The sequence below is a fragment of the Citrobacter sp. GW821-FHT07H02 genome (assembly GCF_059418505.1).
Window position 1 is genome coordinate 85,821 of the sequence record NZ_JBWKPZ010000005.1, and the last position, 16,558, is coordinate 102,378.

Sequence of the window (16,558 nt, forward strand, 5' to 3'; positions counted from 1 at the left end):
ACGGCACTATTTAGTAGCGGAACCGATTCGTTATTGATTTGACGCAAAAAAGATATGGTCATAGCTGTTAGTTTCGTCGCGAAGTTACATCCCTGTAAAAAAGAGGAAAGCAATGGACGTCAGCCGCAGACAATTTTTTAAAATCTGCGCGGGCGGTATGGCAGGAACAACAGTCGCAGCGCTTGGTTTCGCACCTAAGTCTGCACTGGCTCAGGCGCGTAATTACAAACTGCTGCGCGCCAAAGAGATCCGAAACTCCTGCACATACTGTTCCGTGGGATGCGGGCTATTAATGTATAGCCTCGGAGATGGAGCCAAAAACGCGAAGGAAGCGATTTACCATATTGAAGGGGACCCGGACCATCCGGTAAGCCGTGGGGCGTTATGCCCTAAAGGCGCGGGTCTGCTGGACTATGTTCACAGTGAAAACCGCCTGCGTTATCCACAATATCGCGCGCCGGGTTCAGACAAATGGCAGCGTATCAGTTGGGATGAAGCATTCTCCCGTATCGCAAAACTGATGAAAGCTGACCGTGACGCCAACTTTATTGAAAAGAACGAGCAGGGCGTCACCGTCAACCGCTGGCTGTCTACCGGGATGCTTTGCGCTTCTGCGGCAAGTAATGAAACCGGTATGCTGACGCAAAAATTTGTGCGCTCGCTCGGCATGCTGGCAGTCGACAACCAGGCACGCGTCTGACACGGACCAACGGTAGCAAGTCTTGCTCCAACATTTGGTCGCGGTGCGATGACCAACCACTGGGTTGATATCAAAAACGCCAACGTCGTAATGGTGATGGGCGGTAACGCCGCTGAAGCACATCCGGTGGGATTCCGCTGGGCGATGGAAGCGAAGAATAATAATGATGCGACATTGATTGTCGTCGATCCTCGCTTTACGCGTACAGCATCGGTTGCGGATATCTATGCGCCGATCCGTTCCGGTACGGACATTACGTTCCTGTCTGGCGTTCTGCTGTACCTGATCGAAAATCAGAAAATCAACGCGGAGTATGTGAAGCATTACACCAACGCCAGCCTGCTGGTACGGGATGATTTTGCTTTCGACGACGGCCTGTTTAGCGGTTACGACGCGAAAAAACGTCAGTATGATAAGTCATCATGGAACTATCAGTTCGATGAAAACGGCTATGCAAAACGCGATGACACGCTAAGTCACCCACGCTGCGTGTGGAACTTACTGAAACATCACGTTTCCCGTTATACGCCGGATGTGGTGGAAAACATCTGCGGTACGCCAAAAGCCGACTTCCTGAAAGTGTGTGAAGTGTTAGCCTCCACCAGCGCGGCCGATCGTACGACCACCTTCCTCTATGCATTGGGGTGGACGCAACACACCGTCGGGGCGCAGAACATTCGTACGATGGCGATGATCCAGTTGCTGCTCGGCAACATGGGCATGGCCGGCGGCGGCGTGAACGCCTTGCGTGGGCACTCCAACATTCAGGGCTTAACGGATTTAGGTCTTCTTTCTACCAGTCTGAGCGGTTATCTGACGCTGCCGTCTGAGAAACAGACCGATCTGCAAACCTATCTGCAGGCCAATACGCCGAAAGCGACGCTTGCCGAGCAGGTGAACTACTGGGGCAACTATCCGAAGTTCTTTGTCAGCCTGATGAAATCGTTCTACGGCGACGCGGCGCAGAAAGAGAATGACTGGGGATTTGAGTGGCTGCCGAAATGGGATCAGTCCTACGACGTCATTAAATACTTCAACATGATGGATAGCGGTAAAGTGACCGGCTATATCTGTCAGGGCTTCAACCCGGTGGCGTCCTTCCCGGACAAAAACAAAGTGGTGCAGTCCCTGAGTAAGTTGAAGTACATGGTCGTTATCGATCCGCTGGTGACAGAAACGTCTACGTTCTGGCAGAACCACGGCGAGTCAAACGATGTCGACCCGGCGTCGATTCAGACCGAAGTGTTCCGCCTGCCGTCCACCTGTTTTGCGGAAGAAGATGGCTCGATTGCTAACTCCGGTCGCTGGCTGCAGTGGCACTGGAAAGGCCAGAATGCGCCAGGCGAAGCCCGCAATGACGGCGAAATTCTGGCCGGGATTTACCATCGTCTGCGCGATCTCTATCGCAATGAAGGCGGTAAAGGCGTAGAGCCGCTGCTGAAAATGAGCTGGAACTACAAGCAGCCCGACCATCCGGAATCCGAAGAGGTCGCCAAAGAAAACAACGGCTATGCGTTGGCCGATCTCTATGACACCAACGGTGTGCTGATTGCGAAGAAAGGCCAGTTACTGAGCAGTTTCGCTCAGTTGCGCGATGACGGTACCACGGCCTCCTCCTGCTGGATTTATACCGGTAGCTGGACGGAGCAGGGCAACCAGATGGCCAACCGTGACAACGCCGATCCTTCTGGTCTGGGTAACACGTTGGGTTGGGCGTGGGCGTGGCCATTGAACCGCCGCGTACTGTATAACCGCGCTTCCGCCGATCCGCAGGGTAAACCGTGGGATCCGAAGCGGATGCTGATCCAGTGGAACGGTGCGAAATGGACGGGTAACGATATTCCGGACTTCAACACTGCCCCGCCGGGCAGCGCAACCGGGCCGTTTATCATGCAGCCGGAAGGGCTGGGGCGTCTGTTCGCCATTGATAAAATGGCGGAAGGGCCGTTCCCGGAACACTACGAGCCGGTTGAAACGCCGCTGGGAACCAACCCGCTGCATCCAAACGTGATTTCCAATCCGGCGGTGCGCTTGTATGAAGAAGATGCCTTGCGCCTGGGTAAAAAGGATAAGTTCCCGTATGTCGGTACCACCTACCGTCTGACGGAGCACTTCCACACCTGGACCAAGCATGCATTGCTGAATGCGATCGCCCAGCCAGAGCAGTTTGTGGAAATCAGCGAAACCCTGGCCACCGCGAAAGGTATCGCCAACGGCGACTATGTGAAAGTCAGCAGCCAGCGCGGATTTATTCGTGCCGTTGCGGTGGTCACACGCCGTCTGCGCACCTTGCAGGTTAACGGTCAGCAGGTTGAAACGGTGGGGATCCCGATTCACTGGGGCTTTGAAGGGGTCGCGCGTAAAGGCTATATCGCCAACACTCTGACGCCGAACGTCGGTGATGCAAACTCGCAAACGCCGGAATACAAAGCGTTTTTAGTTAACATCGAGAAGGCGTAAGGGAGGCGAACATATGTCTTTGGAAACGCAGGACATCATCAAACGGTCCGCAACAAACGCCATCACGCCGCCTCCCCAGGCGCGTGATTACAAGGCTGAGGTCGCCAAACTGATCGACGTTTCCACCTGCATAGGCTGTAAAGCCTGCCAGGTGGCATGCTCGGAGTGGAACGACATTCGCGATGAGGTTGGGCATTGTGTTGGGGTGTATGACAACCCTGCCGATCTGAGCGCGAAATCCTGGACGGTGATGCGCTTTAGCGAAACCGAGCAAAACGGCAAGCTGGAGTGGTTGATCCGTAAAGACGGCTGTATGCACTGTGAAGATCCGGGCTGCCTGAAGGCATGCCCGTCAGCCGGGGCAATCATCCAGTACGCTAACGGGATTGTCGATTTTCAGTCTGAACACTGCATTGGCTGCGGCTATTGCATTGCCGGGTGTCCGTTTAATGTACCGCGCCTCAATAAAGAGGATAACCGGGTCTACAAATGTACGCTCTGCGTCGATCGCGTCAGTGTCGGCCAGGAGCCAGCGTGCGTGAAAACGTGCCCGACGGGGGCGATTCATTTCGGCACCAAGCAAGAGATGCTGGAAATGGCCGAGCAGCGCGTGGAAAAACTCAAAGCGCGCGGGTATGAACATGCCGGTGTTTATAACCCGCAGGGTGTGGGTGGGACACACGTGATGTATGTACTGCATCATGCTAACCAGCCAGAGTTGTATCACGGTTTGCCGAAGGACCCGAAAGTCGACACCTCAATCAACCTGTGGAAAGGGGCGTTGAAGCCGTTGGCGGCAGCTGGGTTTATCGCCACCTTCGCCGGACTGATTTACCACTACATTGGTATCGGCCCGAACAAAGAAGTGGACGACGAAGAGGAGGATCATCATGAGTAAGTCAAAAATGATAGTGCGCACGAAATTTATCGACCGCGCCTGTCACTGGACGGTGGTGATCTGTTTCTTCCTGGTGGCGCTGTCGGGAATTTCGTTTTTCTTCCCGACGCTGCAATGGTTGACGCAAACCTTCGGTACGCCGCAGATGGGGCGCATTTTGCACCCGTTCTTCGGCATCGCGATCTTCGTTGCGCTGATGTTTATGTTCTTTCGTTTTGTACAACACAACATCCCGGATAAGAAAGACATTCCGTGGCTGAAAAATATTGTGGAAGTGCTGAAGGGCAATGAACACAAAGTGGCGGACGTGGGTAAGTACAACGCCGGGCAGAAAATGATGTTCTGGTCGATCATGAGCATGATTTTCGTTCTGCTGGTCACCGGCGTCATCATCTGGCGTCCGTACTTTGCGCAGTTCTTCCCGATGCAGGTAGTGCGTTACAGCCTGCTGATCCATGCGGCAGCGGGCATTATTCTGATGCACGCCATCCTCATCCATATGTATATGGCATTCTGGGTGAAAGGATCGATCAAAGGTATGGTCGAAGGGAAAGTCAGCCGTCGCTGGGCGAAGAAACACCACCCGCGCTGGTATCGCGACGTCGAGAAAGCCGAAGCCAAAAAAGAGAGTGAAGAAGGGCTATAATCTCTTTAGACTCTATACAGTAAAAATGGCGCTGAAAAAGGCGCCATTTTTTTATCAGATGAATTATTGCGTTGCCAGATGACGGAGCCTTGAAATATCAACGGTTTTTTCGGCTTCTGTCAGACTCCAGGCGGTTTGCAGATTCAGCCACATTTGCGGTGAGCTGCCGATCACCACGGAGAGCTTAATCGCCATTTCTGGGGTTAGCGCCGCTTTTCCGGTGAGTAACCGGCTTGCTGTAGAGGGAGCAATGTCCATTGCTCTGGCAAATTCGCGCAGACTAACGTTAAGTTCGTTCAGCGCCTCCTGAATAATCTCCCCCGGGCGGGGATGATTTGCCATTTTCATGCGTGATAGTCCTCGTAATCCAGTATGTATGCATCGCCATTGACGAACTCAAAGGTTATTCGCCAGTTCCCCGATACCGATATCGCCCAAACGCCATCACGATCACCGCTCAACGAGTGCAGCCTGTAGCCTGGCATGTCGATATCGTTAATATGGCAGGCGGCATCAATAACAGCGAGACGGTGACGCAGTCGTTTTACCTGCGTTGTCAGAACGCCTGACGTACGCCCATGAAGAAACAAGTCACGCAATCCCTTGTGTCTGAAGCTCATGATCATCCAAATCATCCTTGTTCCTTCAGGAGGAACGCTATCATTATTGTTCCGTGTAACGCAACAACATTCGCTACGATTGTCGAAATTTTGTCGGGAAGGCGTTTAAAGAGGAAGCAGGAGAGGATGTTTGTGGAAAGCGCTTCGCAAAACAAACGGCGACGAGCAGTAAAGCCGTCGCCGTTTACCGATTAACGGCGGAAATCAATCACCATACGGCCACGAATCTGGCCTTGTTCCATCTCTTTAAAGATAGCGTTGATGTCGCCGAGCGGACGCAGGGCCACTTTAGGCACCACTTTGCCTTCAGCGGCAAACTGGAACGCTTCGGTCAGATCCTGACGCGTACCCACCAGCGAACCGACCACCTGAATACCGTCCAGCACCAGGCGTGGAATATCCAGACTCATGGCTTCCGGCGGCAGGCCAACGGCAACCACACGACCGCCAGCACGGACAGCATCGACGGCAGAGTTAAACGCCGCTTTCGCAACGGCAGTCACCACCGCTGCGTGTGCGCCGCCCGTTTTCTCCTGCACGATTTTCGCCGCATCATCAGTGCGTGAATTGATGACCAGATCGGCACCCATTTCTTTGGCGAGTTTCAGCTGTTCGTCGTTCACGTCGATGGCAATCACTTTGGCGTTAAAGACGTTTTTCGCATACTGCAGCGCCAGGTTGCCCAGACCGCCAAGTCCGTAGACAGCAATCCACTGACCGGGTTTGATCTTCGAGATTTTCACGGCTTTATAGGTGGTGACGCCCGCACAGGTAATGCTGCTTGCTGCGGCGGATTCCAGACCATCCGGCACTTTCACCGCATAATCCGCTACCACGATGCACTCTTCAGCCATACCGCCATCAACGCTGTAACCTGCGTTTTTGACGCTCCGGCACAGCGTCTCGTTGCCGCTGTTACAGTATTCACAGTGACCACATCCTTCAAAGAACCATGCCACGCTTGCGCGATCGCCTGGCTTAAGGGAGGTCACGCCTGGCCCAACGGCAGTGACAACGCCAATGCCTTCATGTCCCAGAATGACGCCGGTTTTGTCGCCAAAATCGCCGTTTTTAACATGGAGATCGGTATGACACACACCACAGCACTCCATTTTCAGAAGCGCTTCACCGTGTTGCAGCGAGCGTAGCGTTTTCTCAGTGATATCAACCTGATGATCTTTAGTGACAACAGCAGCCTTCATAGTCTTCTCCTTATCATGATGGTGAACTGCATAGCGAGTAAAGCGAGTGAGTCTTATTATCCTCTACCTCGTAAGGATTAATTTTTCTGATGATATATGCAAGTGTGAAGCACGATTATTTCCCTGTTCTGGCCTGTTTTTACCGCCAACGGGCCTGTCAAAGCATAATAAATACTAATATTAATAGCTTGACGAGACAGGTAAGAAAGGGCACCTGGCCGGTGCCCTGATGTCATGCTTATTCTAGCCGCAAAATCAGCGCGTCGATTTCCTGACGCCATTGCGCCTGCAAATGTGGCTTCTGATGCTTTGGCTTACGCGCCAGGTCATTCGCTAATTGCTGTTCCAGCAGCAACAGCTTTTCCAGCAGGCTATCGCTGTCATCCGGGAGGGGATTCGCCGATGCCTGAGCCGTGATAGTCGCCGTTGGCCACGTAACAGCCGTTTCCCGAATCCGCGAGTTGATCGCCTCGAGATCGTGCCATTCGCTCAACACACCCCGTTCAATAAACCAGAAGCGGTTACAGCTTTGGCTGATCAACTGTCGGTCATGACTCACCAGCAATACGCCGCCGCTGAAGGTTTGCAGGGTTTGCGCCAGCGCCTCTTTCCCATCCATATCCAGATGGTTAGTCGGCTCGTCAAGCATCAGCAGGCTAAACCGCGCCAGCGACAATCCCACAAACAATAACCGTGAGCGCTCGCCGCCGCTTAACGTTTTGACCTGCTGCTGATGACGGTTCCAGGGAAACCCCGCGCCAATTAGCGCCATCTTGCGTACGTCTGGCTGTGGGGCAAACGGTTCAAGCGCATCAAACAACGAATCATTATCTGCGAGCTGCTGTAGCGTTTGATCGTAATAGCCCAGTGAGACGCGAGGGTGCAGAGACACATTCGCATTGTCCTGCTGAGACTGAAACTGCTGCCAGAGAAGCCGGAGCAGCGATGATTTTCCGCAGCCGTTACGCCCGACAATCGCCACCCGGTCACCGCTTTTTAGCCGCGCCCCCGGAACAGAAAACAGCACTGGGGTTTCCGCCGCCGGTGACACGGACAGGTCGTTCATCTCCAGCAGGCGATCAGCGCGGACGCTATCACCCTGTAATGTTAGTGACCACTGACTTCCTGCCGTGACGTCTGTCTGCACGGCTTTCAGACGGGAAACCTGTTTTTCCATCTGCTTCGCTTTGCGGGACAAATCTTCGTTGTCATAAACCCGTCCCCAGTTCGCCAGCCGTTTGGCGCTGGCGGTGACTCTGTCGATCTCTTTTTGCTCTGCTTTGTGGCGCAGCGCATCACTGACATCCGCGTCCGCTAATGCTTGTCTCGCCGCGCTACAGGGCAGCGCGAACGCGTGCAGGCGACGATCGCGCAGGATCCAGGTGCCGTTAGTGACCGCATCCAACAGATTAGGATCATGCGAGACCACCACGAAACTGCCTGACCAGCGTTGTAAGAACTGCTCCAGCCACAATAAGGTAGGGAGATCCAAGTGGTTGCCAGGTTCGTCCAGTAACAGCAGGTCAGGACGGTGCATCAACGCGCGGGCCAGTAACAGACGCGTATGCTGTCCGCCACTCAGCACTTGCGCTGACAGTGACAACTCCTCTGCAGTAAAACCCATTTCCGCGAGTAATGACTCCGCCTGCCATTGCTGGCTGAGGCGCTCGCGTTCCGGCAGCTGCGCCAACAGCGCTTCCCGCAGGGGTAACGAGAGAATGTCAGACGGCAAATGTTGTTCAACACGGGCGAGATGACAGTGACTGGCCAGAGCAACAGTGCCTGAGGTTGGCGTTTCGCTGCCGTCGAGAATTTTTAGCAGTGTGCTTTTGCCACAGCCGTTGTCGCCGATAAGCCCTATACGATCGCCTTTTTTCAGCGTAAAGGTGAGATCACAGAATAACGGGCCAAACGCCGTATCAACGTGTAAAGATTGTGCGGTTAATAAAGTGCTCATTGCTGCTTACTCAAGAGTTACAGGCGTGAAAACGCCTCGTCAAACATCGCTGACGATAACCCGGTAAGCCCGAGAGAAGGGGAAAGAGAAAGTCGCTTCGCTCAAGCCGAAGTTATCGCAGCACGATATCGATAACGCTTGAGCACTGACGATCGCCTAATGTATGTGAAGCGATGAAACGTTCACAGTACAGCATAAGTATCCTCCTTTTATTTTCCGAATGTTAATGGGTGGTGAAAGTGTAAGCACAAAGAGGGAATTTCGCCACTGTAAACATCGGCGGGAGAATAACCCGGCAAGCATTGCGCCGCCGGGCTATAGGGGTAGTTAGATGGACGTACGGCGGTAATCGCGATATTCCGCCTGCCAGAAGTTATCGTCGATAGCCTGTTGCAGCGCCTCGGCGGAGGTTTTCACCGCGACACCCTGTTGCTGGGCCATTTTGCCGACGGCAAACGCAATGGCGCGCGACACAGCCTGGATATCTTTCAACTCCGGTAAAACCAGTCCTTCACCGTTGAGTACCATCGGCGAATATTTCGCTAACGTTTCACTGGCCGACATCAGCATCTCGTCGGTAATACGTGACGCGCCTGCGGCGATCACGCCCAGACCGATACCCGGGAAGATATAGGCGTTATTACACTGGGCGATAGGATAGGTTTTATCTTTCCACACCACCGGGGCGAACGGACTGCCCGTCGCCACCAACGCGCTACCTTCCGTCCAGGCGATGATGTCCTGCGGTGTGGCTTCCACGCGAGAGGTCGGGTTAGACAACGGCATCACGATCGGACGCGGACAATGCTTGTGCATCTCGCGAATGATCTCTTCGGTAAACAGCCCCGTCTGACCGGAAACGCCGATCAAAATATCCGGCTTCACATTTCTCACCACATCAAGCAGGGAGAGCACGTCGTTTTGCGTATCCCACTGGTGCAGATTTTCACGTTTTTGCACCAGTTTGGTCTGGAATGGCAGCAGGTTAGGCATCTGGTCGGTTAACAGACCAAAGCGATCCACCATAAACACGCGCTGGCGAGCGGCTTCTTCGCTCAATCCTTCGCGCTGGATCTGCGCAACTATCTGCTCGGCAATCCCACAACCTGCGGAACCGGCACCGAGGAAGACGATTTTTTGCTCACTTAACTGGCTACCCGCAGCATGGCTGGCCGCAATGAGCGTGCCGACGGTGACCGCAGCAGTCCCCTGGATATCATCGTTGAAAGAGCAAATTTCATCACGATAGCGGTTGAGTAACGGCATCGCGTTTTTCTGGGCAAAATCTTCGAACTGCAACAGCACGTCCGGCCAGCGTTGCTTCACCGCCTGGATGAAGTCATCGACAAATTCATAGTACTCATCGTCGGTGATACGCGGGTTACGCCAGCCCATGTAGAGCGGATCGTTCAGCAGTTGCTGGTTATTGGTGCCGACATCCAGCACCACCGGGAGGGTGTACGCCGGGCTTATCCCGCCACAGGCGGTGTACAGCGACAATTTACCGATGGGAATACCCATACCGCCAATTCCCTGGTCGCCCAGCCCCAGAATACGCTCACCGTCAGTCACCACGATCACTTTGATATTGTGGTTCGGGACGTTTTGCAGGATATCGTCCATGTTGTGGCGATTCTGGTAGGAGATAAACACGCCGCGCGAACGACGGTAGATCTCAGAGAAACGCTCACAGGCGGCACCGACCGTTGGGGTGTAGATGACCGGCATCATCTCATCGAGATGGTTATGCACCAGTCGGTAGAACAGGGTTTCGTTGGTATCCTGAATGTTGCGCAGGTAAATGTGTTTGTCGATTTCAGTTTTGAATCCCTGGTACTGGATCCAGGCGCGTTCGGCCTGTTCTTCAATCGTTTCGACGACTTCCGGTAGTAACCCCAGCAGGTTGAAGTTACGACGCTCTTCCGCACTGAATGCGCTGCCTTTGTTCAGGAGAGGAAATTCAAGCAGTACAGGGCCAGCGTAGGGGATGTAAAGGGAACGCGGTTTCTTGGTTTTGATGTCCATGTCACTCACTCTTTTTTGAATTACCGACCCTGGCATTGTCGTTTATCGTCATATGTTGCCTTGCCGCCAGGGAATCGGGCACAGATTATAAAGCATTGTGTATGGATAGAGGGGTTTTATAAGCAAAAACACCATTGCGGTGGCAATGGTGTTTGTCGTCATATCAACACAGGCGGGGACTAGTTGCTGTCAGCGCGGCGTTTTCTTCCGGTTGGATTGTTGACCACGCTGGTTTTGTCGCCTTCGGTCACGGTTTTACGTTGATTGGAGATTTTGTGGTCCTGTCCAAGAATATGACGGGCCTGACGGTTCGATTTCATTCTAACTCCTTAATCCTGCTAATGGTTTCAAGGATGAGCCCGCGCGATGTCGGACGAAATACAACCCCATAGAACGCCGTTCTCAGCGAAAACGGCTTACTGGATGGTCGACTATTTTATCTGAAAGGTCAATGTTTAAGCGGTAATTCAGAACGTTCTCTTATCTATCCGCTTTGCGTACAGGCGTCCTATACTTGTTATCCCGACGACAATTAAGGAGAGTAGCAATGACAATCCATAAGAAAGGTCAGGCACACTGGGAAGGCGACATCAAACGCGGAAAAGGCACCGTTTCAACCGAAAGCGGCGTGCTGAACCAGCAGCCTTACGGGTTTAACACACGCTTTGAAGGCGTTAAAGGCACCAACCCGGAAGAGCTGATTGGCGCCGCGCATGCGGCCTGTTTCTCGATGGCACTTTCGTTGATGCTGGGAGAGGCCGGGTTTACGCCAACCTCAATCGATACCACGGCAGATGTCTCACTGGATAAAGTGGATGCTGGTTTTGCGATCACCAAAATTGCGCTCAACAGCGTGGTGGTGGTGCCCGGTATTGATGCGTCGACCTTTGACGGGATTATCCAGAAAGCGAAGGCCGGGTGCCCGGTATCTCAGGTATTGAAGGCAGAAATTACCCTTGATTATCAGTTACAGTTAACACCGTAACTGACCCCGTTGCGCTTACCGGCCTGCGATCGCCCAGGCCGGTAAAGGTAACAAGATTTACTGTGCGACCCAGCCACCATCCATATTCCACGCCACGCCGCGCACCTGGGCTGCCCCTTCGGAACATAAAAAGAGCGTCAGCTCGCCAAGCTGTTCTGGGGTGACAAACTCACGGGAAGGCTGTTTTTCCGCGAGCAGCGCATCGCGGGCGCTTTCCGGCGCTGCGCCGTCGGCAATCCGTTTGTCGATTTGCTGCTGTACCAGTGGCGTCAACACCCAACCAGGGCAGAGCGCGTTACAGGTGACGCCGCTTTGCGCTGTTTCCAGCGCGGTGGTTTTGGTCAGTCCCACCACCCCGTGTTTTGCCGCCACATAGGCGGATTTCTCTTTCGAGGCGACCAGCCCATGTACCGAGGCAATATTGATGATGCGTCCCCAGTTACGCTCGCGCATCCCCGGCAGCGCCAGTCGCGTGGTGTGGAACACGGACGAGAGGTTAATCGCAATGATGGCGTTCCATTTCTCCACCGGAAAGGTCTCGACCGGGGAAACATGCTGGATCCCGGCATTGTTGATGAGAATATCCACGCCGCCAAATTCGCTTTGCGCATAGCGCATCATGTCGGCGATTTGTGTTTCGTCACTGAGATCGGCGCCATGATAGCCCGGCGTGGTGCCGTATTGCGCCACGCGATCTTTTGCCGCCTCAATATCGCCAAAACCATTAAGAATAATGTTTGCGCCTGCTTTGGCGAGCACCTGCGCAATCCCCAAACCAATACCGCTGGTGGAACCGGTAACCAGAGCGGTTTTACCGTGTAAATTCATCATGATTCTCCTCAGACAATGCCGGTGGCGTAAAAGACGCCGATAACAAACAGTACGGCCAGACTTTTAATCACGGTGATGGCAAAAATCCCGCCGTAAGCCTGACGATGACTCAATCCGGTGATCGCCAGCAGCGTAATCACCGCCCCGTTGTGCGGCAGCGTGTCCATACCGCCACTGGCCATTGAGGCCACGCGGTGTAGCACTTCCAGCGGAATGTTCGCCGCGTTCGCCGCCGCAATAAAGGTGTCGGACATCGCGGCCAGGGCGATACTCATCCCACCCGATGCCGAGCCGGTGATCCCGGCAAGCGTGGTGACGCTAATGGCTTCGTTGAGCAGCGGATCAGGAATCGCCGCCAGCGCTTTCGACAACACCAGAAAACCTGGCAGGGCGGCGATAACGGCGCCGAAACCATATTCTGATGCCGTATTCATTGCCGCCAGAATGGCACCGCCAACCGCGGTTTTACTGCCTTCCGCCATGCGGCCATGAATATTGCGATAACCGAACACCACCACCAGGATGATCCCGGAAATCAGCGCCGCTTCAACGGCCCAGATCGCAGTGATTTTGCCCACTTCGGTGGTAATCGGTTTGGCAAGGCCAGGCAGTTCCAACTGATGCGTCGCACCGTACCACTTCGGGATCCAGCGGGTAAACAACAGGTTAAACACCCCCACCAGAATCAGTGGCGAAATCGCAATGATCGGGTTTGGCAGATTAATATTATCCGGCGTTTCCGGCTCATTGAGCAGGTTGCTACCGTACCCTTCGTTTTTCGCCTGCGCTTTGCGACGCTGGCGTTCCAGATAAAAAAGCCCGACGCAGATGATAAACAGCGAGCCAATTAATCCGAGCCAGGGCGCTGCCCAGGCGTTGGTGCCAAAAAAGCTGGTCGGGATAATGTTCTGGATCTGCGGCGTTCCCGGCAGGGCATCCATCGTGAAGGAAAACGCCCCCAGCGCCACCGTTGCCGGGATCAGGCGTTTAGGAATATTGCTTTGTCTGAACAGTTCTGCGGCAAACGGATACACCGCAAACGCTACCACAAAGAGTGACACCCCGCCGTAGGTCAGCAGCGCGCAGACCAGCACAATCACCGGAATGGCGTGGCGCCGCCCCAGAATGTTGATTGCCGCGGCGACAATCGAGCGGGAAAAACCAGACAGTTCGATCAACTTGCCAAACACGGCGCCCAGTAAGAAGACGGGGAAGTAGAGTTTTACAAAGCCGACCATTTTCTCCATGAATAAACCGGTAAAGGTCGGGCCAACGGCGCTCGGATCCGTCAACAGAACAGCGCCTAATGCCGCGATGGGGGCAAACAGGATGACGCTGTATCCACGATAGGCTGCCAGCATTAGCAGGCCTAACGCGGCCAGGGCGATTAACACACTCATCAAGACTCCTCAGTATCATTGTTATAGTGGGGTACAGAAAGAGAAGTTACGGCTTTAAGGCAAAGCGCAGTTGATGCTCCCGACGCTGTTGGATGTACTCCTTACGGGCGTCATCCCAACGATAAAATCCCTGACCGCTGCGTAGGCCAGTCTCACCACGTGCCACTTTTTCCGTGACCAGCGACAGCATGTCGCTGCCGGTTGCCAGTTCAGGCAGCAGATGCCGACAGATATCCTGCACCGTGGCAAGACCGGTCATGTCTGCGGCCTCGAGCGGTCCCACCATGGCGTAACGGCGACCTAACGACGCGCGCATCACCTGATCGACCACTTCTGCGCTGGCGATCCCACTCTTCACGATATGCAGTGCTTCACGCAGCAGGGCGAATTGCAGACGATTACCGACAAACCCAGGCGCAGCGCGATCGAGCACCACCGCTTCCAGCTGCATGTCGAGCAGGAGATGTTGCAGCCAGCCCGTCAGCTCAGGCCGGGTGGCGGTGCCGGGCACAATTTCGACCAGCGGGATAAAGTGGGGAGGATGCCAGAAATGGGCAATCAGCAAGCGCTCAGGGTGCTTCAGCGGCGCGGCCAGCGCGTCCGGCGGCAAACCGCTGGTGTTACTGGCGATCACCGTGTCGGGACCGATGCACGCTTCCAGCTGTGCATACAGCGCATGTTTAAGCTCGAGACGCTCAGGAATGGCTTCTACCAGAACGTGCGAGGAGGCGACATCCTGTAGCGTAGTGGTGCCTTTCAGTCGGCGAATCACCGCCGTTTTATGCTCGGGCGAAAACTGCCCGGTGGCGATCAGCTCATCAAGAATTGAACCTGCAACGGCGCTAATTTCGGCAATTCTGGCGCTATCGGTATCAAACAGCCAGACTTCATGCCCGTAACGGGCAAAGTGGGTGGCAATCCCGACGCCCATCAATCCCGCCCCAAGCACGGCGAAATGGTTACTTTGCATGATGGGCTCCCGTTGGGCGTTCTACCGCCAGCGCCACGCCCTGGCCGCCGCCGACGCACAGCGTCGCCAGCCCTTTGGCAACGTCACGGCGCGCCATTTCATGCAGCAGCGTCACCAGAATACGGCAGCCGGATGCGCCGATCGGGTGCCCCAGCGCAATCGCACCGCCGTTGACGTTGATCTTGTCACTGTCCCATTGCAGCGAATCGCCGACCGCCAGCGCCTGGGCGGCAAAGGCTTCATTGGCTTCGATAAGATCAACGTCATTAAGCGTCCAGCCTGCACGGGACAAACACTCGATACTGGCATTCACCGGCCCGATACCCATGATTGACGGGTCAACGCCGGAAACCGCATAACCGGAGATGCGAGCGAGAACCGGCAGATTCAGCGCTTGTGCTTTACGTGCGCTCATCACCATCACCGCCGCCGCGCCGTCGTTGAGAGAAGAGGCATTTCCCGCCGTGACGGTGCCGGTTCCCGGGCGAAACGCCGGTTTGAGCTGTGCCAGTTTTTCGGCGGCGGTGTCCGGTCTTGGTTGTTCATCGGCAGTGACCAGACGCGGCGGTTTTTTGCCCTGCGGAACGCTCACCGGGGTGATTTCCGCGACAAAGCGCCCGGATTCCATCGCGGCGGCCGCCTGTTTCTGCGAGCGCAGGGCGAAGGCGTCCTGGCGCTCCCGGCTAATGGCGAACCTTTCCGCCAGATTTTCGGCGGTAATGCCCATATGGTAATCGTTGAAGGCGTCCCATAAGCCATCATGCACCACGCTGTCTTTCAGACTGGTGTGACCCAGGCGTAATCCGGCGCGGGCGCCGTCGAGAAAATAGGGGGCATTGCTCATGCTTTCCTGTCCCCCGGCAATGACGATTTCCGCATCGCCGCAACGAATCGCTTGCGCGGCCTGCTGTACCGCTTTTAGCCCGGATCCGCAAACCAGATTGATGGTCACGGCGGGGGTTGTGACGGGTAAACCGGCGTTTAACGCACTCTGTCTGGCGGGGTTTTGTCCGCTGCCGGTGGTGAGTACCTGACCAAAAATCACTTCATCAATCAGTTCAGGCGAGACGGCAGTTTTCTCCAGCAAGGCCTTAATGACCGCCGCGCCGAGTTCAACAGCGGAAAGGGGCGCCAGTGCGCCATGAAAACTGCCAATCGGTGTCCGCGTTGCCGCGACAATAACGACGTCCTGCATGATGTTCTCCTCAGGCAAAGTGCATTTCAGGAACCCGATCCGCAACGATCAGCTTGCCTGCGGTTTTCTCAATGATTTCTTCCACGCTGACGCCAGGGGCCCGTTCACGCAGAATGAACGCGCCATCGGCGATGTCGAGCAACGCCAGGTCAGTCAGAACACGTTTGATACATCCCACGCCGGTCAGCGGCAGGGTGCAGGCGGGCAGTAATTTGGATTCGCCGTTTTTGGAGGCGTGGGTCATGACGACGATGATATTCTCGGCGCCGGCAACCAAATCCATTGCGCCGCCCATTCCTTTCACCATCTTGCCGGGGATCATCCACGAGGCGATGCTGCCGTTGACGTCGACCTCAAACGCGCCGAGCACCGTCAGATCGACGTGACCGCCACGGATCATGGCGAACGACTGCGCCGAGTCGAAAATCGCCGCCCCTTTGCGGGCCGTCACGGTCTGCTTCCCGGCATTGATCATGTCGGCGTCGAGTTCCATTTCGGTCGGAAATGCCCCCATACCCAGCAAACCGTTTTCTGACTGCAACATCACGTCCATACCGTCGGGAATGTAGTTCGCGACCAGCGTAGGGATGCCAATCCCCAGATTAACGTAGTAACCGTCGCGCAGTTCGCGGGCGACACGCATCGCCATTTGTTCACGCGTTAACATGG

At 54.9% G+C, this 16,558-nt stretch carries 15 protein-coding genes; 4 read left to right on the plus strand and 11 right to left on the minus strand.

The annotated features are described in order from the left end of the window. Positions 1-112: 112 nt before the first annotated feature. From fdnG to fdnI, 3 genes are read left to right on the plus strand one after another with little or no spacing between them, the layout of a single operon-like run. Positions 113-3,160: a formate dehydrogenase-N subunit alpha gene (gene fdnG, locus AC07NP_RS08460; protein WP_494660150.1), complete on the plus strand. Its 3,048-nt coding sequence runs from the start codon at positions 113-115 to the stop codon at positions 3,158-3,160. 13 nt (positions 3,161-3,173) lie between these two features. Further along, positions 3,174-4,058 (plus strand): formate dehydrogenase N subunit beta, encoded by an 885-nt coding sequence (fdnH, locus tag AC07NP_RS08465; protein ID WP_192612223.1) that lies wholly within the window; start codon positions 3,174-3,176, stop codon positions 4,056-4,058. Beyond that, positions 4,051-4,704: a formate dehydrogenase-N subunit gamma gene (fdnI, locus tag AC07NP_RS08470; RefSeq protein WP_162382270.1), complete on the plus strand. Its 654-nt coding sequence runs from the start codon at positions 4,051-4,053 to the stop codon at positions 4,702-4,704. The genes fdnH and fdnI overlap by 8 nt, the downstream gene beginning before the upstream one ends. A 63-nt stretch (positions 4,705-4,767) precedes the next feature. Here the strand turns inward: fdnI and AC07NP_RS08475 are convergent, their stop codons facing one another. The 6 genes from AC07NP_RS08475 to sra form a co-directional block, all read right to left on the minus strand. Then, on the minus strand, positions 4,768-5,052 hold the full coding sequence (locus AC07NP_RS08475; protein WP_203361179.1) for a HigA family addiction module antitoxin: 285 nt from the start codon (positions 5,050-5,052) through the stop codon (positions 4,768-4,770). Continuing rightward, complete coding sequence (locus AC07NP_RS08480) at positions 5,049-5,330, minus strand: type II toxin-antitoxin system RelE/ParE family toxin (protein ID WP_203361275.1); 282 nt, start codon at positions 5,328-5,330, stop codon at positions 5,049-5,051. The genes AC07NP_RS08475 and AC07NP_RS08480 overlap by 4 nt, the downstream gene beginning before the upstream one ends. Positions 5,331-5,515: 185 nt before the next feature. Next, the gene (gene adhP, locus AC07NP_RS08485) at positions 5,516-6,526 is read right to left on the minus strand and encodes an alcohol dehydrogenase AdhP (RefSeq protein WP_494660151.1); all 1,011 of its coding nucleotides are present in this window, start codon (positions 6,524-6,526) and stop codon (positions 5,516-5,518) included. Between the two features lie 238 nt (positions 6,527-6,764). Next, on the minus strand, positions 6,765-8,483 hold the full coding sequence (locus AC07NP_RS08490; protein ID WP_494660152.1) for an ABC-F family ATP-binding cassette domain-containing protein: 1,719 nt from the start codon (positions 8,481-8,483) through the stop codon (positions 6,765-6,767). A gap of 327 nt (positions 8,484-8,810) precedes the next feature. Continuing rightward, positions 8,811-10,508: a malate dehydrogenase gene (gene maeA / locus AC07NP_RS08495; RefSeq protein ID WP_203357833.1), complete on the minus strand. Its 1,698-nt coding sequence runs from the start codon at positions 10,506-10,508 to the stop codon at positions 8,811-8,813. Between the two features lie 179 nt (positions 10,509-10,687). After that, complete coding sequence (gene sra, locus AC07NP_RS08500) at positions 10,688-10,828, minus strand: stationary-phase-induced ribosome-associated protein (protein ID WP_203357834.1); 141 nt, start codon at positions 10,826-10,828, stop codon at positions 10,688-10,690. A 227-nt stretch (positions 10,829-11,055) separates the two neighbouring features. On the opposite strand from sra, the gene osmC reads away from it, so the two are divergent. Continuing rightward, positions 11,056-11,493, plus strand: coding sequence for a peroxiredoxin OsmC (osmC, locus tag AC07NP_RS08505; protein WP_192612216.1), 438 nt, complete (start codon positions 11,056-11,058; stop codon positions 11,491-11,493). 57 nt (positions 11,494-11,550) lie between these two features. Here osmC and AC07NP_RS08510 read toward each other — a convergent pair whose 3' ends face one another. Genes AC07NP_RS08510 through AC07NP_RS08530 form a run of 5 tightly spaced genes read right to left on the minus strand, consistent with a single transcriptional unit; the run spans position 11,551 to position 16,556 of the window. Next, on the minus strand, positions 11,551-12,321 hold the full coding sequence (locus AC07NP_RS08510) for a 3-hydroxybutyrate dehydrogenase (RefSeq protein ID WP_203361276.1): 771 nt from the start codon (positions 12,319-12,321) through the stop codon (positions 11,551-11,553). Between the two features lie 11 nt (positions 12,322-12,332). Then, the gene (locus tag AC07NP_RS08515) at positions 12,333-13,727 is read right to left on the minus strand and encodes a GntP family permease (protein WP_203357835.1); all 1,395 of its coding nucleotides are present in this window, start codon (positions 13,725-13,727) and stop codon (positions 12,333-12,335) included. A gap of 43 nt (positions 13,728-13,770) precedes the next feature. Then, complete coding sequence (locus tag AC07NP_RS08520; protein ID WP_494660153.1) at positions 13,771-14,694, minus strand: 3-hydroxyacyl-CoA dehydrogenase family protein; 924 nt, start codon at positions 14,692-14,694, stop codon at positions 13,771-13,773. Further along, a complete protein-coding gene (locus tag AC07NP_RS08525) occupies positions 14,684-15,889 on the minus strand; it encodes an acetyl-CoA C-acetyltransferase (RefSeq protein WP_494660154.1) in 1,206 nt (401 codons plus the stop codon). The genes AC07NP_RS08520 and AC07NP_RS08525 overlap by 11 nt, the downstream gene beginning before the upstream one ends. A gap of 10 nt (positions 15,890-15,899) precedes the next feature. Next, a complete protein-coding gene (locus AC07NP_RS08530) occupies positions 15,900-16,556 on the minus strand; it encodes a CoA transferase subunit B (protein ID WP_494660155.1) in 657 nt (218 codons plus the stop codon). Positions 16,557-16,558 lie beyond the last annotated feature (2 nt).